The sequence below is a fragment of the Pseudoalteromonas fenneropenaei genome, from assembly GCF_042643375.1.
Taxonomy (GTDB): Bacteria; Pseudomonadota; Gammaproteobacteria; order Enterobacterales; family Alteromonadaceae; genus Pseudoalteromonas; species Pseudoalteromonas fenneropenaei.
Map to the genome: position 1 here is coordinate 92,214 of NZ_JBHRSD010000014.1, position 23,018 is coordinate 115,231.

At 46.3% G+C, this 23,018-nt stretch carries 18 protein-coding genes; 8 read left to right on the top strand and 10 right to left on the bottom strand.

The genetic code is table 11. The features are described 5' to 3' along the window. Positions 1-183 precede the first annotated feature (183 nt). Positions 184-2,361, top strand: coding sequence for a malate synthase G (locus ACFOEE_RS08610; protein ID WP_377123223.1), 2,178 nt, complete (start codon positions 184-186; stop codon positions 2,359-2,361). A 110-nt stretch (positions 2,362-2,471) separates the two neighbouring features. On the opposite strand, the gene ACFOEE_RS08615 is transcribed toward ACFOEE_RS08610, so the two are convergent. The 6 genes from ACFOEE_RS08615 to ACFOEE_RS08640 all read right to left on the bottom strand — a co-directional run bounded on the left by ACFOEE_RS08615 (position 2,472) and on the right by ACFOEE_RS08640 (position 8,420). Further along, positions 2,472-2,867 (bottom strand): VOC family protein, encoded by a 396-nt coding sequence (locus ACFOEE_RS08615; RefSeq protein ID WP_377123225.1) that lies wholly within the window; start codon positions 2,865-2,867, stop codon positions 2,472-2,474. Further along, complete coding sequence (locus ACFOEE_RS08620; RefSeq protein WP_377123227.1) at positions 2,864-3,832, bottom strand: sensor domain-containing diguanylate cyclase; 969 nt, start codon at positions 3,830-3,832, stop codon at positions 2,864-2,866. The genes ACFOEE_RS08615 and ACFOEE_RS08620 overlap by 4 nt, the downstream gene beginning before the upstream one ends. A gap of 170 nt (positions 3,833-4,002) precedes the next feature. Beyond that, positions 4,003-4,728: a YebC/PmpR family DNA-binding transcriptional regulator gene (locus tag ACFOEE_RS08625; RefSeq protein WP_377123229.1), complete on the bottom strand. Its 726-nt coding sequence runs from the start codon at positions 4,726-4,728 to the stop codon at positions 4,003-4,005. A 75-nt stretch (positions 4,729-4,803) separates the two neighbouring features. After that, a complete protein-coding gene (locus ACFOEE_RS08630; protein ID WP_377123231.1) occupies positions 4,804-5,391 on the bottom strand; it encodes an HAD family hydrolase in 588 nt (195 codons plus the stop codon). 90 nt (positions 5,392-5,481) lie between these two features. Then, positions 5,482-5,982: a DUF6702 family protein gene (locus ACFOEE_RS08635; RefSeq protein ID WP_377123671.1), complete on the bottom strand. Its 501-nt coding sequence runs from the start codon at positions 5,980-5,982 to the stop codon at positions 5,482-5,484. Further along, positions 5,982-8,420 (bottom strand): M1 family metallopeptidase, encoded by a 2,439-nt coding sequence (locus ACFOEE_RS08640; RefSeq protein WP_377123233.1) that lies wholly within the window; start codon positions 8,418-8,420, stop codon positions 5,982-5,984. Before ACFOEE_RS08640 ends, ACFOEE_RS08635 begins: the two co-directional genes overlap by 1 nt. Positions 8,421-8,816: 396 nt before the next feature. On the opposite strand from ACFOEE_RS08640, the gene ACFOEE_RS08645 reads away from it, so the two are divergent. From ACFOEE_RS08645 to ACFOEE_RS08660, 4 genes are read left to right on the top strand one after another with little or no spacing between them, the layout of a single operon-like run. Further along, the gene (locus ACFOEE_RS08645; protein ID WP_377123235.1) at positions 8,817-9,056 is read left to right on the top strand and encodes a hypothetical protein; all 240 of its coding nucleotides are present in this window, start codon (positions 8,817-8,819) and stop codon (positions 9,054-9,056) included. A gap of 56 nt (positions 9,057-9,112) precedes the next feature. Next, on the top strand, positions 9,113-10,324 hold the full coding sequence (sbcD, locus tag ACFOEE_RS08650) for an exonuclease subunit SbcD (protein WP_377123237.1): 1,212 nt from the start codon (positions 9,113-9,115) through the stop codon (positions 10,322-10,324). Further along, positions 10,321-13,986 (top strand): AAA family ATPase, encoded by a 3,666-nt coding sequence (locus ACFOEE_RS08655; RefSeq protein WP_377123239.1) that lies wholly within the window; start codon positions 10,321-10,323, stop codon positions 13,984-13,986. The genes sbcD and ACFOEE_RS08655 overlap by 4 nt, the downstream gene beginning before the upstream one ends. 11 nt (positions 13,987-13,997) lie before the next feature. After that, positions 13,998-14,666, top strand: coding sequence for a class I SAM-dependent methyltransferase (locus tag ACFOEE_RS08660; protein ID WP_377123241.1), 669 nt, complete (start codon positions 13,998-14,000; stop codon positions 14,664-14,666). On the opposite strand, the gene ACFOEE_RS08665 is transcribed toward ACFOEE_RS08660, so the two are convergent. Beyond that, positions 14,608-15,018 carry a response regulator gene (locus ACFOEE_RS08665; RefSeq protein ID WP_377123243.1) on the bottom strand — a complete coding sequence of 137 codons (411 nt, stop codon included), beginning with the start codon at positions 15,016-15,018 and terminating at the stop codon, positions 14,608-14,610. The two genes, ACFOEE_RS08660 and ACFOEE_RS08665, sit on opposite strands and share 59 nt — an antisense overlap. A gap of 315 nt (positions 15,019-15,333) precedes the next feature. On the opposite strand from ACFOEE_RS08665, the gene ACFOEE_RS08670 reads away from it, so the two are divergent. Continuing rightward, complete coding sequence (locus ACFOEE_RS08670) at positions 15,334-15,942, top strand: MarC family protein (protein WP_377123245.1); 609 nt, start codon at positions 15,334-15,336, stop codon at positions 15,940-15,942. Positions 15,943-16,169: 227 nt separating this feature from the next. Here the strand turns inward: ACFOEE_RS08670 and ACFOEE_RS08675 are convergent, their stop codons facing one another. Next, positions 16,170-16,730, bottom strand: a complete 561-nt coding sequence (locus ACFOEE_RS08675; protein WP_377123247.1) for a DUF6942 family protein — start codon at positions 16,728-16,730, stop codon at positions 16,170-16,172. Positions 16,731-16,975: 245 nt separating this feature from the next. On the opposite strand from ACFOEE_RS08675, the gene ACFOEE_RS08680 reads away from it, so the two are divergent. Both ACFOEE_RS08680 and ACFOEE_RS08685 read left to right on the top strand, forming a co-directional pair. Beyond that, positions 16,976-18,856, top strand: a complete 1,881-nt coding sequence (locus ACFOEE_RS08680) for an alkaline phosphatase PhoX (RefSeq protein ID WP_377123249.1) — start codon at positions 16,976-16,978, stop codon at positions 18,854-18,856. Between the two features lie 60 nt (positions 18,857-18,916). Next, the gene (locus ACFOEE_RS08685) at positions 18,917-20,632 is read left to right on the top strand and encodes a hypothetical protein (RefSeq protein ID WP_377123673.1); all 1,716 of its coding nucleotides are present in this window, start codon (positions 18,917-18,919) and stop codon (positions 20,630-20,632) included. A 460-nt stretch (positions 20,633-21,092) separates the two neighbouring features. Here the strand turns inward: ACFOEE_RS08685 and ACFOEE_RS08690 are convergent, their stop codons facing one another. Continuing rightward, positions 21,093-21,440 (bottom strand): DUF3325 domain-containing protein, encoded by a 348-nt coding sequence (locus tag ACFOEE_RS08690; protein WP_377123251.1) that lies wholly within the window; start codon positions 21,438-21,440, stop codon positions 21,093-21,095. Then, positions 21,437-23,017 (bottom strand): PepSY-associated TM helix domain-containing protein, encoded by a 1,581-nt coding sequence (locus ACFOEE_RS08695; protein WP_377123253.1) that lies wholly within the window; start codon positions 23,015-23,017, stop codon positions 21,437-21,439. Before ACFOEE_RS08695 ends, ACFOEE_RS08690 begins: the two co-directional genes overlap by 4 nt. Position 23,018 lies beyond the last annotated feature (1 nt).

Below are 23,018 nucleotides of genomic sequence, written 5' to 3' on the forward strand. Positions count from 1 at the left end.
GCGGCTTGTGAGAGTGCATTGCTTGCCTGCTTTTTAAACTAGGCCGGATTTGTAGATTTTTTAAATTTATACTTGTTATTGTGAGTATATTTTTTATGAATGAGTTGGTGCGTTTGTTTTTGTCAATTTTGCGGTATGGTTTTTATTACATGTTACCCGTTCAGACTCGTGAAGGATTTGCTCATGGCCGCTTTGGTACAGCAAGCAGGATTACAAATAGACCCCCTACTCTATCACTTTGTTAATGATGAAGCCTTACCTGGTACTGGCATTCACCGCGATGACTTTTGGCAGCGCTTTGCGACTGTTATCGTTGAACTGACGCCAGAAAACCGTGCACTGTTGCAACAGCGTGATGTGCTACAAGCGCAAATTGATGATTTTCATCGTACCCACCAGACCTATAGCGCTGCTGAATATCGGACATTTTTAGAGCAAATTGGGTATCTCCAGCCAGAGCCGCCAACGTTTCACATCGAGACTGAACACGTAGAGCCGGAAATTGCCTTGTCGGCAGCGCCGCAATTGGTTGTGCCAGTGAGCAATGCACGTTTTGCGCTGAATGCAGCCAATGCACGTTGGGGCTCTCTCTATGACGCTTTGTATGGCAGCGATGTACTCTCAGAGGCCGATGGCGCGGAGCGCACCGCACAATATAATCCAGTGCGTGGTTTTAAAGTGATGGCTTACGCGCGGCAAATGCTCGATTTGATGTTACCGTTGGCGCATGGCTCACATATAGAAAGTAGCAATTATGCGGTGCTTGGCGATGAGGTCGTCGTTACACTGCGTGATTCTAGCCAAGTGAAATTGGCTGACAGCAGACAATTTATTGGCTTTCAGGGGCAACCGCAGAACCCTACTGCTCTGTTATTTAAACATCATGGTTTATACGTTGAAATTGTCTTTGACCCTTTCCATCCGGTTGGACAGAGCGACAAAGCAGGTATTAAAGATGTGATGCTGGAAGCGGCGCTCACCACCATTATGGATTGTGAAGACTCAGTTGCGGCGGTAGATGCGGCGGACAAAGTTCAGGTTTATCGTAACTGGCTAGGATTGATGAAGGGCACGCTCAGCGAATCGTTTGACAAGCAGGGTGAGAGCACAACTCGAACACTCAACGCTGACAAACAATATACTGCCCCGGATGGCCAAAGATTGCTGGTTAAAGGCCGCAGCATGATGTTTGTACGCAATGTGGGTCACCTTATGACCAACCCTGCAATTCTTGATGCCCACGGTGAGCCTGTATTTGAGGGGATCATGGATGCGATGCTGACTTCGCTCGCGGCGCTGCACGATTTGCAGGGCAATAGTCCGTTTCGTAACTCCAGCGCGGCAAGTATTAATATTGTTAAACCTAAGATGCATGGCCCGGCAGAAGTCGCTTTTACGGTGAAATTGTTTAGCCAAGTGGAAGCGGCGTTAAGTTTGCCACACAATACTTTAAAGCTTGGGATCATGGATGAAGAGCGGCGTACTTCGGTCAATCTTAAAGCCTGTATTTATGCTGCACGTGCCCGTGTGGTATTTATTAATACTGGCTTTTTAGACCGTACTGGTGATGAGATCCACACGTCTATGCTGGCGGGGCCGGTGCTACCAAAAGCGCAGATCAAAACCCAGCCGTGGATCCAAGCTTATGAAGATAGCAACGTGGATATTGGTCTAGCCTGTGGTTTTAGCGGTAAAGCACAAATTGGCAAAGGGATGTGGCCTATTCCTGATAAATTGGCAGACATGATGCTGCAAAAAATTGCCCATCCTAAAGCGGGAGCAAATACCGCTTGGGTGCCCTCTCCTACCGCCGCAACCTTACACGCGCTACATTATCATCAAGTTGATGTGTTTGCCGTACAAGCTGCGCTGCAAACGCGTCAGCAAGCTGCGCTTGATGCACTATTAACTCCGCCGCTACTGCGAAATCAAAGTCTGTCTCGAGAAGACATTCAGGCTGAGTTAGACAACAACGCGCAAGGTATTTTAGGGTATGTGGTACGTTGGATAGATCAAGGTATCGGCTGTTCGAAAGTGCCAGATATTAACCATATTGGCTTGATGGAAGACCGAGCTACGCTTCGGATCTCTAGCCAACATATCGCAAACTGGCTATTTCACGGCATTTGTACCAAAGCCCAAGTTGAAGCGACTTTTGCACGCATGGCCAAGGTCGTTGATGGTCAAAATCAGCATGATCCTCATTACCATGCCATGGCTGAGAGTAGCGCGTCATTAGCGCAAAACCTTGCCTATCAAGCGGCACTTGCGCTGGTGTTTGAAGGCACTACCCAGCCCAATGGCTACACTGAACCTTTGTTACATGCTTATCGGCTGCGCTATAAGCAGCAACGTGCTTAATTGTTGTGTCGTTCAAAGCCAAGCCTGATAATGATCAGGCTTTTTTATCGCAAAGCGAAATGCCCATTGTGACAGTAAATTAAACATCAATACGAACTGGTTTATAGGAGTTACAACCACTCAAGATCTTGATAGGGTTTTATGCTTAGCGCAGCAAGCCGAGAGCTGAGGCTACTATGATGTAATTCCAGCTTGTGGCCGTCAGGGTCGAGCAGGTACAGTGATGCTCCTTCACTGCGGTTGTCTTGCCAGAGCTGGTCTGGCGATAATTGTTGTTTGAGCTTATCGATAGTCGTAATTGAGGCACTAAAGGCGATATGACTGTAATCTTGAGCGGGTTGTGGTTCACCCAAATTTAAACACAACCATACATTTGGCGCTGATAAATAAGCGCCTTTTGCCCATTTTACTTCTGCTTTGAAGCCTAATACTTGGCAATAAAAGTGTAGCGCTCTGTCTAAATTGCTGACGGTTAGCGTGATATGATTAACGCCTTGAATACTCATGACAGTCGCTTTTTGGCTTTTTTGCTGACGTACATTTTTTTGTCGGCTGCGGCTATCAGCTCAGTCAGTTCGCAATGGTTTGAGCCATCGAAGTGCACAATACCACTTGAAAATTTTACTTTGCATGGCAAATGCGCACTATTTTCTGCGGCATTCAACGATAGTGCAAATTGCTCAACCAAGGCAGTCGCATACTGTTGATCCTCGTTTATCAACAGCATTACAAACTCATCTCCCCCTAAGCGGGCCAACAGATCAGAGCGCCTTGTACAATTTTTTAGGTGAGCAGCAAAGAAACGCAGCACATTATCGCCCATCTCGTGACCAAACTGATCATTGACCGCTTTCAATCCATCTAAATCGAAAAACACGATACTGGCGGGGAAATTTTGCCGTTGGCATAACTCTAACGCATATTGACCAAGCGACAGAAAGCCGCGTCGATTACTAAGGTGTGTTAACTCATCTTGGGTGGCTAAGTGGTAAGCGATGATCTCGTGTTCTATAATCGCTGCGAGATCTTTGAGCAGTAATATATCCTCTTCAGGCAAGAAACGTGGGCGGCTATCGATTAAACATAAAGTACCGAGCTTTTGACCATTTTCAGCTTGAATTGGGCACCCAGCATAAAAGCGAATGCTGGGTGCTTGCAGCACTAAAGGGTTGTCGGCAAAACGTGCGTCTTCTAAGGCGTTGTTAACCACGAAAACCTCATCACCGAGAATAGCATGGCCACAAAACGAGATATCCCTTGAGGTTTCCTGCACATCTAGACCAACACAGGATTTAAACCACTGTCTTTCGTCATCAATTAGGCTGACGAGCACTATCGGCACATCAAATAAGCGTTTGGCTATGCGTGTGACTCGGTCAAAGCGCTCCTCCGGCTTGCTGTCTAATAATCCGAGGCCTTTTAGTGTTGCTAGGCGTAAATCTTCCTGCAGGGGTTTTTGTGGGATCTGCAAACCAAGACTCCAGTGTGGAATAGTACTCAAGATAAAAAATTTGGCTTAACTTTAAGTGAATTTTACGCAGAATGGAATGCGAACAATGTCTGACTCTGAGCTGTAAAGGGGCTTTACGCAAGGTAATAAAAAAGGAGCCGTAGCTCCTTTTATGATTAATTTGCGGATACTTAGCGGATCACAATCGCATTGTGGTAAACGTTTTGGACGTCATCACAATCTTCTAGCATATTGATAAATTTATCAAAGTTGGCGATCACTTCAGGGTCGCTGATTTCAATATGGGTTTGTGGCACGAAAGTGATTTCATCAACATCAAAGGTGATATCTGGGAATGCTTCAGTCAGTGCCGTTTTGGTTTTGAAGTATTCAGTGTGCGGCGCAAATACTGAAACATGACCGTCTTCCACTTCCACGTCAGTAACATCCACGTCTGCCATCATCAAGGCTTCAAGTACCGCTTCGTCATCGTTGCCTTCAAAGCCTAAAATCGCGAAGTGATCAAACATGTGCGCTACACAACCTGGGTTACCAATTTTAGAGTCTGTTTTGGTAAAAGGTAAGCGGACGTCTTTGATGGTTCGGTTCGGGTTGTCAGTCAAACAGTCAACGATAACCATACAGTTACCTGGGCCATAACCTTCGTAACGTGCTGGTGAGTAATCTTCACCTGCGCCGCCAGCCGCTTTCTCAATGGCTTTTTCGATAACGTGAGCAGGAACTTGGTCTTTTTTAGCTTTATCAATCAAACGACGAAGTGACAAGTTAGTCTCTGGATCTGGGCTGCCGTTTTTTGCCACCACGTAAATTTCTTTTCCGTATTTTGAGTTTACTTTGGTTTTTGCCGCTGCCGTTTTTGCCATGGCGTTCTTGCGGACTTCAAATGCTCTGCCCATCTTAAATTCTCTATTGCCGATTTAATTGAATTAGCGAGATTTTAACAAGACAAACGCTTAAGGGCTATAGTCGTTTTATACTCCAGAGGCGACAATCGAAATTAATTGTCGAAAATCGCTGATCCGCCAATCTGCAAGATGCGCATAATCCGGCATTTCTTCAGGGGCGTAGAGGCAACTTGCCATCTTGGCATTGCTGGCCGCTTGAATGTCATAAAGATAATCGCCAACATAGAGACATTGCGTTGGGCACAGTTGCCATTGTGAGGCTACCTGTAGTAACGCAGTTGGATCTGGCTTGGCTGGTGCATCTTCGCGGCTGAGCAGTAAAGAGATAGGCAACTTGCCTCTAGCGAGTTTTAGCTCGCTGGCGGCGCGACAATTACGGGTTACAATCGCCATTGGTAGTTTTAGCGCACTAAAGTGGTCGAGCGTGTCTAACACACCATCCAACACGCTAGCTTGTTCTGCATCCGCTAGTTCAAAGTCCACGACTTTTGCCAGTAAACGGGCACTATGTGACCCGCCAGCTGCTACAAAAGCGAGAATATCCACCTGCGGCGGACAGCCAATGGCGTTGCGGATAGCTTGGAAGTCCAGTTGAGATGACATCAGCGTGCCGTCGAGATCGAATATGACACCTTGGTAATTAGGCTTTAGCATAAATAAAAACGCGTGTTTTATAGGTCATCGGGGAGTTTATTATGCTGTGATCCGAGGCCTGACTGCAACACGCGTTGGTTGGGGAAATATTTAAAACTTAAGTTCTAACCAGCTGTCATCGTTATCAAAGGTTAAAGTTCGAACCTTGCCGTTTGCCAGCTCGCCTAACCCTTCAAAATTGACCAAATTGATCTGTGCGGGCCATAGGTCTCGCAGCGCATCATGGCGCATTTTGATGGTGTGGACCGCAGCAATTAGGGAGGTTTCTTGGTAAACCCAAAGAAACTTTCCATCAAGTTCATAACCGATAGGCCTGAGGTCGATGTCTTCACCATTAATGTTGAGCGCAATACGTTTTTGTACGTATTTGGCAAACTTTTCCTGATCCGCCCGATTATTGAAAATATCTGCTTGACCACCAAACAACATTTCGACGGCATGTTCAGTATCATGAAGATAAAAACGGTGCATCAGTTCAATCTGGCCGCTGCGGGTATTAAACAGTACAGTGCTCACTGCGGCTTTTAGCTGGTGTGCCAGCACTTGGGTGCTGGCACTGAGCAATAAGACCGTCGCGACAAGCCTAGTAATCAAGGTTGTTGCTCCTTCTTACCTGATTTTTCTTCGGTTTTATCATTAGGGTCTTTCAGTTCCGTTTTAATATCCTGCATGATATCACGGTTCACTTTATCTTTACTTTTTTCGCGTTTAAAGGTTTCAATTCGTGACTCAATAATACGACGTGGATAGTGATTATTTTCCACATCCACATCTGCGGTCTCCCAGCGTGGGTCTACCACGATAGATTGTAGCGGCTTGTCTTTATCGGTAATGATAAGTTTGCTGACTTGTTTTGGACTGCGGCGCCAAATCTCTGCAGGGAGCACGCGGTTTTCTTTGCTACCATCTTGATAAGTCAACTCAAGCAAAATAGGCATCACTAAGCCGCCTTTGTTGCTGAATTCAAAGACGTAATAGTTTTTGTCTTCGGCGACGGCTCTATCTAACACTTTGCGTTCCCAAGGTTCTAAATCTTTTAAGAACATTTGGTACTTATTGCGCTCTTTGTTGGTGACGGTAAACTGATCGTTATCATCATAAAAGTCTTTTACGTCAGGATTTTTGTCTATCCATAGTGTTTTCCCTTCTTCACGGTTGCGCTCCACAAACAGCGGCATGGGTTTGTTTTTTTCAATTTCGCGCAGGCGTCCATAATCTATATCTGGGTTGGTGGTGTCGAGTCTTAACTGATATACCCGGTCAATAGAGATATCAACGTGATCTGTAGTGTAAAACCAGCCGCGCCAGAACCAATCGAGGTCAACCCCCGATGCTTCTTCCATAGTACGGAAAAAATCAGCCGGTGTTGGGCGTTTGTATTTCCATCGTGTTGCATATTCTTTAAATGCAAAATCGAACAACTCGCGGCCTAAAATCACTTCACGTAAAATATTTAAGGCAACAGCGGGTTTTGTATAGGCATTTGGTCCTAAATGCAGCACGCTGTCTGATTGTGTCATAATCGGCACTTGGCTGTCAGACTTCATATAGGCCACCACATCTCGCGGCTCCACGCCCCACGGAATATTTGGATCCCATTCGCGGCCAGCAACGCCATCTAAGAAGCTGTTCAGCCCCTCGTCCATCCAAGTCCATTGCCGCTCGTCGGAATTAACTATCATTGGGAAGTAAATATGCCCTACTTCATGGATCACTACGCCTATCAGAAAACGCTTTTCTGCCAGCGAATAAGTGCGGCTACCATCGTCTTGCAATTTAGTGCGCGGGCCATTGAAGGTGATCATCGGGTATTCCATCCCACCGACTGGGCCATTCACCGATTGCGCAACTGGGTAAGGGTAGTCAAACGAGTAGCGTGAATACACTTCCATGGTATGGATCACAGATTCAGTGGAATACTTTTTCCAAAGGTCGCCACCTTCTTTAGGATAAAACGACATCGCCATCACCAGTGGTTGCTCTTTGCCGCCCTGATGGTAGCCTTTGGCATCCCAAATAAATTTACGCGACGATGCCCAAGCAAAATCGCGCACATTGTCTGCTTTAAAGTGCCAAGTTTTACTCTCTCTGGTACCTTCTTTTTCGTTTTCGAGCGCCTCTTCCTCGGTCACGATAAATACTGGGCGTTTGGCATCTTGCGCTTCTTTTAAGCGTTTGAGTTGGGTTTTGCTCAGCACTTTATCGGCATTGGTCAACTCCCCAGTCGCGGACACAATGTGATCTGCAGGCACTGTGATAGCCACCTCATAATTACCAAACTCTAAGGTAAATTCACCACTGCCGAGAAAAGCCTTGTTGGTCCAGGCCTCATAGTCAGTATAAGCGGCCAAGCGCGGGAACCACTGGGCTAACAAAAAGATGTCATTGCCGTCTTTTTCAAAGTGTTCGTAACCAGAACGTGCACCAACGGCATCTTCCTCGACAATATTAAAAGCAAAATCCATATCAAACGATAGGGTTTTACCGGGTTTAAGCGGCTCGTTTAAATCCACTCGCATCAGCGTATCTACAATAGTGATTGTTAACGCTTTACCATTTTTGTCTTTAACATTAGCAATTTCGTAGCCGAGTTGATTGTCGGACATAAATTGCTGGCGGCGCAACTGGTCAAGGCTTAGCTTAGCGGCTTTGGCCTTAGGCTCTGGTTGCAAGGTTTGATCAAAGCTTTTACTGCGTTCAGCCAGTGAATCACTTTTAAAAATATTCTGATCTAACTGTAACCACAGATATTTAAGGGTATGTGGGGAATTGTTCTTATAACTGATGGTTTGCGAACCTTGCAGGCGTCTTTGCTGTTCGTCTAATTTAACCGCAATATTATAGTCAACTTGTTGTTGCCAATAGTGTTCACCGGGTTCGCCGGCTGCACTTCTGTAGACATTGGGTGTTGGCAATATTTCGTCAAGTTGACGGAATTTGTCAACAAAGTTCCCTTTTGTTTGCTGTACGGCACTGGCACTTGCCAACAAAGGCATACACAGTGAAAGCAGTGTGATGATTTTTTTCATTATTATATTTTATCCATGAACAAATGGCGAAAGCCCAGCTGGCACCATTGCAAATGTGTTAACGACACGCAATCGTTTAGCGACTAACCCACAGTTAGATGAGATGATGGAATAGGTGTCAAAATTCTAACGCAACGGTAGTGCATGCCAATTGCTGCGCTGCACTGCTGTTGATTGTTCTCTTTCTTATATGATGTGGCGAAGCACTTAAAATTGAAGAATATTTCATCAGTTTATGAGGGGTATTTTGCAAATAAATAAATAAAATAGGTTTTTATGTTGATATTTGTACCGTTTTATCTTTAGAATCGCCCACTTTTTTAATTTTGAGTAAAACTGGCGCTGGTTTTGCTCGGTATTGATACCCGTTTTTCTAAAACAAATGTGGTGAGCAGTATGGATTTCTACATACTAAAAAAGCAACAAGAGATCATCGCCATCCCTGCGGATGAGCAAAACTGTAAGCAGTACTTAGAACAAGGCTTTTCCTATGTTGACAAAGTGGCCGCCTGTAATGAGCAATCCGCTTTAAAGTCGCTACAGACTAGACAAACTAAAACCTTCAAAGCGCCTGCCGTTGCGTTAATTCTAGTAGTACCGTTAGTGATTTTTGCGTGGATGCAATTAACCCGTTAACCTGACGAACGAGTCAGTGTACACTAAGCGTTCTATGGTATTTCAGGGAACGCGCAATGAGGGTATTGCACACATCGGATTGGCACTTAGGACAACAGTTTTACGAACATTCTCGAGCAGCAGAGCAACAAGCCTTTCTGGCCTGGCTGGTATCAGTATTAAGCACTGAAGCCGTTGATATTCTGTTAGTCAGTGGCGATATCTACCACACTGCAACGCCTCCTGCGCAAGCTGAACAACTGCTCTATGAATTTGTTCGCGATGCAAAAATTGCATGCCCTGCCCTACACATCGTCATTATCGCCGGCAACCATGACTCTGCCGCGCGCATTGAAACTGCCAAACCCTTACTGCGCCATTTTGATACCCATGTTATAGGTCGCTTTAATAAAGCCCAACCCGACTCAGCACTTATTCAGCTAGACACTCCAAATGGCACTGCTATGGTTTTGGGCATGCCGTTTTTACGCCCAAGTGATTTGCATTGTGGTGATGGCGACAGCCACTATCAGCAAGCTGTAGCCGCGGCGTATCAACAAGCTCTAGAGCAATATCATGCTTCACCGGATATTCCTCTATTGGTAATGGGACACCTACATGCCAAAGGCGGGGACATCAGCCAAGACTCAGAGCGTAATATCACCATAGGTGGTTATGACGCAATCAATGCCAGTGTTTTCCCTCCAGAGGCTAATTACGTTGCGCTCGGACATTTGCATAAAGCTCAGCGTGTAGCGAAGACGGAACATATTCGCTACAGCGGCACGCCTTTACCCATGTCGTTTGCTGAACGCCACTATCAGCATCAAGTGCTGCTTGCGACGTTTTCTGGCGCGCAGCTACATGCTGTAAAGCCCCTTTACGTACCTCGTACTAAGGGGCTTTATCTAGTGCCGGAGCAAGGCGCTATGATGCTTGATGAACTCTGTAATACGCTTGAAATGCTTAAGCTAGATGAAGCTAACGCCGGTAATTATCTAAGATTACGCCTCGACGCGAGAGAGACCGATCCGCATTTTCGAGCTCGTATTGAAGCGGCGATGAGTCATTTGGATGTGCAATTTTGCGGAATTGAACGGGTGGCACGACAAAGCGCAGAGTCAAGCTCAGCAGAGCTTGATGAACACTTCACTAGCGCAGCAATTACCCCCGCGCAGTTGCTCGACATAGCCTATCGCCAGCATCAGCAAAGCGATGCGTTGGCGCCTGAATCCTTACAACAGCTATTGGCGCAAGTGATAACAGAACTGGCGGAGGAGTCGCTATGAAACTGCTCGCGATTGTCATTAAAAACCTTGCTTCCATCCCTGAAGCTGAAATTGACTTTACCAAAGCACCATTAGCCGATGCGGGGCTCTTTGCTATTACTGGTGATACCGGTGCAGGTAAAAGTACCATTCTGGATGCCATTTGTTTGGCACTATACGGTAAAACTGCACGACTACGTAACGACCAAAAACAGAAGGTGGTATTTAACGGCGACGATATTAAGCTAAACGACCCACGCCACTTGCTGCGTCGCGGTAGCGCTGAAGCCAGCTGTAAAGTGGTATTCGAAGGTAACGATGGTAAGTGTTACAGCGCCGTGTGGAGTGTCGGGCGTGCCCGTGGTAAGTTAGATGGTAAATTGAAAGCCGCCACTCAGCAGCTCTTTGATGCGGACGGACAGTTGCTCGTTGAGGGCTCAGTGCAGGTAGTGAAACAGAATGAGCAGGTACTCGGGCTGAACTTCGAGCAGTTTACTCGCGCCGTATTGCTAGCCCAGCATGAATTCGCGGCATTTTTACGCGCCAGTGCAGATGAGCGCGCACAGTTATTGGAATGTTTAACGGGTACGGAACAATTCAGCCAAATCGGCCAAGCCATCTTTGCCCGCCATAAACATTACGAGCAAGCTTTGGCTGCACAGCAGCTCAGATTAGGTGATTTTGAGCTGTTAAGTGATGAAGCCTTGGCACAATTGCAGCAATCATTGCAGGAGCTTGGCGAGCAGCGTACATCGCTACAGCAACAACAGGCCAAATTGGGGAACCAACAAAGTTGGTATGTGCAACAACAGCAATGGCAGCAAGAGCGTAGTGAGCTGGCGCAACAGCTGAGCCAACTACAACAACACTACGCCGAGCGGCAACAAGATTTTATGACCGCAGAGCAAAGCGCTGCGGCGCAAACTATTGCTGATAATCGCGCGCAAGCTAAGCAACTAGCGGCATCTGCACAGCAATGGCATGCAGCTAAAACGCAATTACAAGCGCTTGACCATGACGCGGCACTGCAGGCCTGTGAACTTGAGTTACAGCAAGCTATTGAGCTGTTCAAACAACATGATAATCGCCTACAACAAGCTAAACCTGTAGTGCACAAGTTGCGCCAACTTGAAGCGCAAATCGGCCAGCAGCAGGCATTAGCTGGGAATCTCGCGGCGCAAAGACTCTCGATGCAGCAACAGCTCGAGGTTTGTAAACAAAAGCAAGATACAGATCGCTCTTCACAAGCTGAACTGCTCGCAGCACAGCGACAAAATGCAGCACAGCAACCGACACATGCGCCGTATTTAAAGTTACTGCCAGAGTGGTCAGGTGTGCGGGTACGTTTAGTACGTTTACAACAGTTATTGGAAATGTTGGCAGACAATCAGCAGGAATTTGCGCATCGACAGGCTGAGCAAAGCACTTTGGCACAGCATGCTCAGCAACAACAGACACAATGGCAACACCAGCAGCAAACTGTCATAAGGTTACAAAACCAGTTACAGACACTCCAAGCTGCGCTCAAAGCTGCTGATGTCAGTGCGTTGCAACAGCGTTCGCAACAACTGCAAGGGCTGCTGCACCAGCTGCAAACGAAGGAGCAATTGGCCGAGCAAGCATTAGAATACGAGAGCGAAAGCAAGCAACTGTTAATGCAGCTAGAGGCTGCCAAGTTGCAGCTCAAAGATACCCAAGGGCAACTGCAATTACATCAGCAGCGTGTGGTGCTGACGCGCGGCAATTTAGAACAGATCCGCTTTCGCAGTAGCGCCAGCGTCAGCGAATTGCGTGCGCAGTTGCGTAGCGGCGAGGAATGTATGGTGTGTGGTGCAACTCATCACCCCTACGCGATTGAGCAAATCGATACTCATTGGTTGGCATTACTGAAAGATTTTGGCCAGCAATTACAAGCGGCTGAGCAAGCTCAGCAACAAGCGCAAGAGCGATATCAAGACAAGCTGGCGTTGTGCGAACGTTTAACAACGCGGCATAGTCTAACTAGCCAGCAACAGCAGCACATTAAGCAGCAACAGCAACAAGTGTTGCAGACAATGAAGGAATTGCAGCATGCACTTGCGCTACCGGATGATCTGACGCTTGTTAACTGTAAGGGGCTGTGGCAGCAGCTACAAAATGAGATAAATGCTCAGCAACAACAGTTACAGCAACAGTCTGCTTTAATCGCTGAGGAGCAACATCAGCATCAGTTGCTCACTGAGTACAATGAACAATGGCAAACAACAAAACAACGTTTACAGACAGTCGAGCAGAATTTAAATAGCCTTAGGCTACAAGCGCAAGCACTTGATGCTGAGCTGATAACATTAAAAGCAGAGCTTGACCCAGTACTACTTGAACTGCCGTGGTGGTCGCAGTTTGACACAGCGCCACAACAGCACTTACATGCGGCGCAAAACGCATTGCAACAAGCGGCGCAGTGGCAGCAAACACAGCATACCCTCAGCGAGCGGCTCAAAGAATTACAGCTACAGCAAACGCAAAACATGCAGCAAACAGAGCAATTGAACCTGCAATTACAGCAACTCGATACTCAGTATCAGCGTATGCAAGCGGAGATTGGTACCCTTAAGCAGAGTCGAGCAGCCTTACTTGACGAGCAATTGGAAGTGGAATCATGGTTCAGCGAGTTAGAGCAACAAGTAAAACAAGCCCAGCAGCAACGAGACGACATTCAGCAAGCTGCACAACAATTACATAAGCAACGCGATGAACAACGTATCCAATTGCAACATCTTGATACTCAGCTGTTGCAAAATCAGCGCCAGCAGCAAGAAAACGACAGCCGCTACCGACATTGGTTAAATGGCTTTTTAGGGCAATATCCTAAGCTGCAAGAAAGCGATTTGGCGGCATTATTGGCGCTTTCTGATACCACCCGAGAGACATGGTTGCAGCAAGCCAAACAACTCCAGCAAGACTTGCTGACTGCTAATTCCGCATTGCAGCAACTAGATAAACAATTAAAGCAGCACAGTCAGTTGCAACCTGAGTATACACTTGTGCAATTACAACAACAGGCTGAGCAAACGCAGCAGGTGATGGATTCCTTGCAGGAACAATGGGTGACGTTAAAAGCCAAGCTGACCGGCCACGAGCAAAATGTTGCGCAGTTTGGTGCGCAACAGGAAAAGCTTAAGCTAATGTTAGCTGAGTTTGAGCAATGGTCGCAGCTCAATTCATTGCTCGGGGATGCAACGGGTAAAAAGCTGCGCAATCTCGCCCAAGTGCAAACCTTAAAACTGCTATTAAGTTATGCCAATCAACAATTACAGTCATTGAGTCGACGTTATCGCCTCACCCATATTAACCACAGTTTAGATATCGCTATTATTGACCGGGATATGGCAGACGAACAGCGTTCGGTTAACACGCTCTCAGGTGGTGAATCGTTTTTAGTCTCTATGGCTTTGGCCTTAGGACTGGCGGCGTTGTCGTCAGAGCAAGTTAAAATTGGCTCGTTATTTATTGATGAAGGATTTGGCACTTTGGACCCACAAACGTTAAGTGTGGCGTTAGATGCGCTAGATGCTTTACAGGCGCAAGGTCGTAAAGTGGGGGTGATCTCCCATGTGGCAGAAATGACAGAGCGAGTTGCAACGCAGATCCATGTCCAAAAGCGTCCTGGTGGCAGCTCGAAAGTGACGATTAAACAAGCTTAAAAGGAGTTGTTATGCCAACTTTTCAAGCTGAAGAAGCTGTTCATTATGATAACCGTATTACCCGCTTAGTACCGGGATATGAGTTGTTACATCAGCTTACTACAGCGCAGTTGCAGGTTTTGTTACCAGAGCAGGCGCAAATTTTAGTCGTGGGTGCAGGTACCGGCAAAGAACTTATGATGTTAGCCTCACAACAGCCGCAGTGGCAGTTTGTGGCGCAAGATATTTCAGCAGATATGCTGGCGATTGCACATCAGGCCGCAGTTGCGGCAAAAGTAGATGATAGGATAACGTTTTTACCTACCCCCTTAGTGCGGGGACAACGACAATACGATGCGGTGCTGTGTTTATTAGTACTGCATTTTTTGCCCGACAATGGTGATAAGGCTGATTTACTCGCCGCGATGGCAAGCCAGCTAAAAGTCGGTGGGCAATTATTTTTGGCTGATTTAATGGCGCCGCACAGCGGCTTTGAACGAGAAGCACAACTGACCGTGTGCAAAACCTTAGGCTTGAGTGATGTGGGTGTAGAGCGTATGCGCCACAACTTAACACACGAATTTTATCCACTTGATAACATGCGCTTGGCTGAATTGCTTGATAATGCTGGGTTTGACACTGCTAAGCCTTATTTTCAGGCGCTTGGTTTTGCGGCAATAACGAGTCGCGCTTTGCCTTAATATACTTAAGTTGCTTTTGTAGGGTAGTTAAACAAAAAGGCTTGATAATAAAACCATCTATTTGGGCTGAGATCAGCTCATGGATGGTTTTTTTATTGTCTTCGCAAGTTACTACCATAATGGGTAAATGGGCGAGCTGTGGATCTGCGTGTATTTTATCAACCAATTCTTTCCCGTTGACGCGAGGCATGTGCAGATCTGTAATGACTAATTCAAACGGAGTTTGTTTTAGCAAAGTCAAAGCTTGCTGACCATCAGTGGCTTCGACTATATCGCTGTAGTCCAGTTTCCTGAGCATGTTAATCAATACATGGCGCATTAACGGCATGTCATCAACAACCAGAATTTTCATGGACACTCCTTGCGTGAAGTTAAGATTGCGACTGTGAGGGAAAGGTTTCTGATACGTTTCATTGCTTCCCTTTAACCTTAGCGTAAAGCGGTTTGCTTGTCAGTTTTTGTATGAAAAATCACGGTATTGATTCAGCTGATGGTCAGCCGTTTGCGATACACTGGCAGGCTGCTTTGAACATGTCATTACCGCGTTTGATGCCAATTGTGCTTAAGTATTAGTATAGTGGTGCATGGCGCGGATGCGAAAAGATGGGTGACGTCATGCGACAATCACTTACATACTCAATCTCACAGACTTCGACAGGAATTGCCTATGATAGATTTTGTTGCGGTATTTATTTTCTTTTTTGCGGTGATAGATCCAATTGGCACAGTGCCTGTATTTTTGGCGGTGACCAACGGTTTTGCTGCCAAAGCTAAGCGGAAAATCGCCGTACAAGCGACACTGGTGGCAATGTTAATTTTGGTGTTTTTTGTCGCAGTGGGAGAAATCCTGCTTACGGCGCTAAATATTCCCTTGTTGGCGTTTCAGATAGCAGGCGGGTTAGTGTTGTTTATTTTTGCGATGTCGATGATTTTCGGCGAAAGCAAACCAGATGAAGAGCTGCGTTTAATTGGCAAAGAAAGTGAAACCGCTATTTTTCCCCTAGCCGTCCCTTCATTGGCAAGCCCAGGCGCCATGTTGGCCGCGGTGCTACTAACAGAAAACCATCGTTTTAATTTGTGGGAGCAAGCGCAAACGACTCTGGTGATGTTAGTGGTGCTGACAATTGCACTGTTGCTGATGTTAGGCGCAAGTTGGATCCACCGTTTTATTGGTAATAGCGGTGCTAGCGTTATTAGCCGAGTGATGGGGTTGATATTAGCATCGGTTGCCGTATCGAATGTGCTCGCTGGGGTGAAAGAATATTTTGCGCTTTGAGCGATGGCATCAGCGGTACTTGGATCTGCGGTTGTCACTCTTACTTTTACTATTATTTCGATAGTTTCAAACTGCTTGGCGGCGCAATAGAGCGTTGCTAAGCAGAGCCTAGCTCAAATCTTATCGAGATATTCCCTTCTTACTTGAAGTTGCTGCGGTATTGGCTGCTCCCTCCCCTATCACATCAGACATGTATGCCTAATGTGATTCACTTATTTGCCCCATCTTTATTGCGAATATTGTGAAGTAATGTGGGTATGTTCACCAGGTGCTAGAGTTTTTACTAAATCGGACAAAAACGAGATTTTTACATTGCTCAGCTGACGATAATCAAAATAAGGGCAAATGATCAATCTATGTTCGGCGCAGATAGCAAACTCTTCATCAAGCCAAACCATCTCAACACCAGCAAGAGGCCCTGCCAACAATTGCTTGCCATAGGTGCGCCCCGCAATAATATGATAAAGATACTGGTTAGCGGCTAAATCAGGGGCACTAAACAGCAGCGCTTCTTGTCCGGATCGTTGTAGCAAGTATTGGTCTCGCCACTGTTGCCAGCTTAAATCGCGATAGGCTTGATACTGTGGCAATGCCAATGTTTGCACTAACTTAGCATAGACATTAAACAGTTTTCGCCAGCCATTTCCAGCTTGTGCGTTAATCCAGTCAATTTCACCCGTTTGTAACGGCAGAATACTGGTCATTGTATTAAAACTTGCGATGGGGGGACGTTTTTCAACGTAAACCGCAATCGTACCTGTCGCTTGACCAAAGCCAATCGGTTGCATGGCAATTCCTCCTGATAATGGGTTGGCAGTGTAGTTAAAAATCGCGAACGCGTACAAGGGTATTTGCCATTTAGCTGTAAAGGGGGTTTACGACTCCAATGCGCAGCTCTCTTAATCGCTGGATTTTCATAAGTTTGTCTTATATCTGTCTGAAAACTTTCATGTAAGCGTCGGTTATCTGTAACAGGAACTCGACACACTGTTGCCCGCTTTAGAATAATTATATTACCTCACTGGAGACTCTCATGAAGCGTGTAGCATTATCTTTAATTGCTTCGGCAATTGCCCTGTCATTGGCTGGTTGTAACGGCGACGACGGCGCTATGGGTGCGCAAGGCCCGAAAGGCGAGCAAGGCACAGCAGGTCAAGACGGCGTTAACGGACAAAACGGTCAAAATGGCCAGAACGGGCAAAATGGTCAAGACGGTAAAGATGGTTCAAACGGCGCCAATGGTGCTGGTTTAATTCGCATTGCCACCGTACCCGCTGGTGCTGAAGTCACGGGTTTATTCCTAAACGATGCTGGTGATTTGTTCTTTAACGTACAACATCCAGCCGATTCTAATACGCAAACTGAGAGTTTCAATAAACGACCTTACAATACTGGTACTGTAGGGGTATTAACCGGGGTTAATTTCAATCAATTGCCACGTAATATTGTGAGCACGCCAGTGCCAGCCTCAACGGCTGAGCAACAAATCGTCATGAGCGCGGTTGGTCAATATCAAATTTTAGGTCAAACAGGTGACACTTTTGCTGAATTAGGTGACAAAGGTTTAGCTGGCGGTCTAGGTGTACATTACGGCATTAATACTAAGCAAGAAATCATCAAAAATGATAATCCTGATTTTAATGGCTTTATCAGCACTGGTGAAAACTCAGGTTACTTATTTACTAACTGGGAAGCATATCCAGGTGGTGTTAGTCGTCTAAAAATGAGCAAAAACACCCAAGGTAAATGGTCAATTGAAGAAGCCATGATGGTTAACTTTGATTTAGTGCATGGTACTGCGGCTAACTGCTTCGGCTCGGTATCTCCTTGGGGCACGCCGCTGACTTCTGAAGAGTGGATTGTTGACTCAGCAGTAGACACCACTACTAATCCTGAATGGAATAACCCTGATGACCATAACACGGATGAAATGGAAGCATTAATGGCACCAGCCTTCCCGAATCCTTATCGTTACGGTTATATCGCCGAAATTAAGAGTCCAACTGCAACGGCACCAGAAGCGGTGAAGCATTTTACCATTGGTCGCTATGAGCACGAAAACGCGGTTGTGATGCCTGACAAGCGCACTGTCTACTCCTCACAGGATGATACTGGCGGTGTGTTGTTTAAGTTTGTTGCAGATCAACCCGAAGATTTAAGTTCAGGTACACTTTACGCTTCAAAACTTAAACAGGACGCTGGTTTAACAGACCCAGCTGTGACGGGTTTTGATATTGAGTGGATTAAATTGGCTAGTGGCACAAATGTTAACATTGAAGCTTGGATTGCTGAGTACGATAACATCACCACAGCTGATTATGTTGCAGGCAAAACCAGTTATATTTCTATGGCTGATGTACAGGCTTGGGCCGATGGCAAAGCCACTTACCCAACTGAGGCTGAAGGTGGCAGCCCAGTGACCGCGGGTAAACCTATGGATAACCGCGTAGCGTTTTTAGAATCGCGTCAAGCTGCACGGTTGAAAGGTGCAACAGCGGAATGGCGTAAACTAGAAGGTTTAGCTATCAACCACAACCGCGCGCTTGAAGCGGTTACAGGTCAAGATGTCGTGCCTGGTGAAATCGTAGAAAAAGCTTACATGTACATAGGTATTTCTGATATCGACAACACCATGATCGACGGCAAAGGTGATATGCAGCTCTCAAGTCGGGTGAAAGATTGTGGTGGTGTTTACCGTGCCCATATCGACACTAATTATAACTTAACACGCATCGAACCTGTGGTTATGGGTGGCACCTATCGTTCAACGTTAAGCGGCGCGGAGCGCTGTGACGTCAACCAACTGTCGCAACCTGATAACGTCATCGTAATGCAAGATGGCCGCATTATTATCGGTGAAGATGGCTTCCAAGGTAACAACACTTTGTGGCTGTACGATCCAAAAGCAAAATAACCAATACTTGCTTATCGCGCGGTGCTTAGCACCGCATTTTTTTAGCTAAAATTGAGAGTCATAAAAGTGCAATCGCTACGACTTATTTCACTTTCAGTGTTAGTAGCTTTAACCGGCTGCAAAGACCCTATATTGACCCTAGCGACAACACAAACTGTTGCTTTATCCGATGCCTCACTTACTATTGAGCGGCCCGACACGCAATCAGTTAGTAAAAATAACTACTCGGCTCTAGCTTATTTGCAACATCAAGAGATCTATAACGAAGAGTCGGTGATCCCACCGCAGTGCTACACCAAAACCGACGGTGTGAATAACCCTTGCTATGCCTGCCACCAGACGTATGCGCATGACAGCACGCGCCCAAATCAAATGAGAGACGGCGATTTACAAGGCAATTATGAGTTTTCGGAGTTGGGGGTCACTAACCATTGGAAGAACCTCTTTGTTGACCGCTCAACCTTGATTGGTGAGATTTCAGATCAAGATATTACTAACTGGGTAAACACGGACAACTATACGCCATTTATCGAAAAATTACGCACCGACAAAACTTGGCGCGGCGAATTTACGCCCTTACAGCAGCTCCCCTACCCTGCTTTAGCATTTGATAGACAAGGTTTTGCAAAAGATGGCAGTGGCTGGGTGGCGTTCAATTATAAGCCGTTTCCAAGTACTTTTTGGCCAACCAATGGCTCAACTGGCGATGTGATGATACGTTTACCTAAGGCTTTTCAACAGCGACAGGGTAAAGCCAATCGTGACATCTATTTGGCGAATTTAAGCTTAGTCGAAATGGCATTAAAAGGGTTGCCACAGATCACAGTGCCGACCTTGCATGAGCAGCAGTTGGGTACGGATATAAACGATGATGGCCAGTTAACTGAGATCAGTGTTTTACCAAGATTAAGCCACTACTTGGGTGATGCTATTAACGTACCGCTGGCACATCAGCTCTACCCAGAAGGGACTGAGTTTTTGCATACCGTGCGTTATATCGGGGTCGATCAGCAAGGTAATATCTACAATGCGCCAAGGATGAAAGAAGTGCGCTATATGAAAAAGCACAGTTTCAAAACCCGCCAGCATTTAGCTTCGTCCTACTATCGTGAAGCCAAAGAAAAAGCCTTCGAAAATCTGCCACAAACCTTATATTTGGGGGACAAAGGCATTAACAACACCTTTGGTTGGACTATCAACGGTTATATTGAGGATGAGCAAGGTCAACTACGTCCACAAGTCAGTCAAGAGTTAGCATTTTGTAATGGCTGCCATAAAACAGTAGGTTCAACTTACGATCAAACCTTTTCCTTTGCGCGCAAAGTCACTGGTGCTGCTGGTTGGGGGTATTTGGATCTTCGTAAACAAACCGATGTGCCAAATCTTGGCGAAAGCCAAGGCGAGTTTTTAACCTACTTTCAGCGAGTGGGCGGTGGCGATGAATTTCGTCAAAATCAGGAAATGTTGGCGCGGTGGTTCAATGCCGATGGCAGTGTTAATGCAGAAAAAGTCGCTGCAGTGCCCTCTTTATACCAACTCATCACCCCTTCTCCTCGCCGAGCTTTAGATTTAAACAAGGCCTATCGTACGATAGTCAAAGAGCAAAGCTATATCTTTGGCCGTGATGCCACAATTAGCAAAGCGCGTAACGTGCTGCACCAAGTTGATGAGTCCCAGCCTCCTTTATTGCCTGAGCATAGGTATGTTTGGGATATGCAATTAGACTGGTCAGGCAGCGGCGTCGTGCTGCAACCAAGCGCGCAAAGACTGGACTAAGTCGGGTTATAGATCACGATTTTACTAACAGCACAAGTTCGAGTTAGTAAAATTGTGATCTGTCATTTTTTGCTTTGAGAGCAGCTCCCCCTGAGCTCCAGATCATTATTTTACTAAGCTAAGTATCGTTTTTAAGCCATTGCAGTGCACAATTGCGGCTTAACAACTGAGTTTGCTGAGTTCAACTGTGCTTTGTCCCAATTTCAGATCAAGTTTTTACTAACAGAGCCTACCCAAGCATGATAGATAACTGCCAGAGATCAGATTTTTACCAAGCTCTTGGTTGTTTTGGCTGGGTCAACATCAATAAACTGTTTTGAGATCGGATTTTTACTAACTAAATCGCTGAAAAACCCAGTTTGAGGCAAAGTTGGCCAAAGGAATAAAGAAAAAAGCGCCATAAAATGGCGCCGGTTGGTAAAATGATGATCTGTCTTCAGCTCGCTTGTGGATCCCTGTGTTAGCCGAGGAATGCCAAGGCTGCAAAAACCACTATGATGGTGCCATATACTGCGCAAAGCAGCTTAAGCCAGCGTGGTTTGGTATTTAACAGCGTGGTAGCGAGCACCCCAGTACAAGTGAGAAACCCGAAAAATACTAAGCTGCCATAGGCACCTGCGGTAGATAGACAAGCGCCTAAGCTTAGTAAAATCGTGATCCAGGCAAAATACAGTAAATTCTGGCTTTGTTGTTGGGTCGGTCGTTTACCCAATACATCCTTGAAATGCCCCGTCTTTGCCAGCGCAAATGCATTGATAGCAAGCCCAGTTAAGGCAAATAGTAAGGTTGTAACAAACAAGCTCATCATGCGCGCACCGTTTGCAATTGCCAAGCAGTACGCAGTTGGTGTTTACGCAGATGTAGCGCCTGATAGCCAAAAACCGCAGCAGTGATAAAGCAAACCACATCAAATGCCCAAAGTAAGGTTTTGCCAGACATAAAGGCATTAATTAGGTTAGTATCAATTTGTAGTGCGCTGACTAAGGGTAACAGTGCCCAGCAACAGGCGTTGAGCAGGGCAAAACGGCGCCATTGCGTGGTATCTTTGCGTTTGCTTGCAACAATAATGCAGGCCAGCCACGTTAAGAAGAAGGCAAGTATTTCCTTTTCGCTGCGACCCGCTACCGTGCTTGGTAGTAAGCGATTGGCATAAAAGAACGCGCAACACGCCAGCGGTAGCCCCATAATGGTGGCAAGATTTAGGCTTTCTACTAACTGCAGACCAAAGCTCGCTGAGTCTGCTGTTTTCATGCGCTCACGAATACGTTTTGCCCACATTACTGCACCACTTGCTAACATGGCGCAACCAAGCAAACCACAACCGAAGAACAACCAACGCAATAACGGCTCGGCCATACGACCAGCATGCAATGCGTTCATGGCGTCGTAAAATGTTTCACCGCCGGAGAGCTGTTCGTTCGCAGCCGCGATAAGCGTGCCATCGACGGCACTTAATTTAAGTACAGGCTTTTCATCCTGTATTTGCGTGCCGTTACTGGCGTAGACCTTTAACACCGCATTGCGGTCGTTCGGATTCTCTAAGATCACTCGAGTGAGCGTAACTTCCGGCCACCTAGTATAAACCTGATCTAAAAGTGCTGGCGCTGGTAACATAGCTACAGCCTCGCCACTGGCCTTAGTCACGGCTCGGGTTGGATTTTGTGCTTCAAAAAAGGCCCGGAAATCGCCATTAAACTGAGTTAACGCTGGATAGGGAAATAGCATAAAAATCAGAGTAATTAGACCTGTATAGGTGATCATTAAATGAAACGGCAACGCTAGTACTGACGACACATTATGGGCGTCAAGCCAAGTTCGCACGCCTTTGCCACCGCGCAGCTGAAACATGTCCTTAAAAATGCGTTTATGAATGACAATACCGCTGATGAGCGCAACGAGCATAAACAAGGACGCCAAACACACTAGCCAACGCGCGGTGATCACATCAAGATAATGGAGGTCAAAATGGAGTCGATAAAAGAAATTGCCGCCTTTGGAATCTTGATATGTTAGTGCTGTGTCGAGTGCTGATGCGTCGTAATAGGTTTCTACTTGTTTACCTCGGCGCTCGCCAGATGCTGCTGGCAAACGATAAGATTCATACAAAAACGGCTGTCTGGTGGTGGCTGGCGATATTGACCAACTTGCAGCATGCGGCGCCTGTTGTTGCAGGCGAGCAAGGCTATGTTCAAGTTGCGTGCGCTGCGATTGTTGGGGCAGCTCTGGATTGATGCTGCGATGAAACCCAGGTTGACTCCAAAGCGTGATTTCGTGACGGAAAAAACTGATCGTACCGGCGAAAAAAATCAGTAGCAGCAGCCAAATAGCCAGCAATCCGACCCAAGTGTGAAGCCAAGTCATTGAACGAAAAAATGAGTCTTTCATA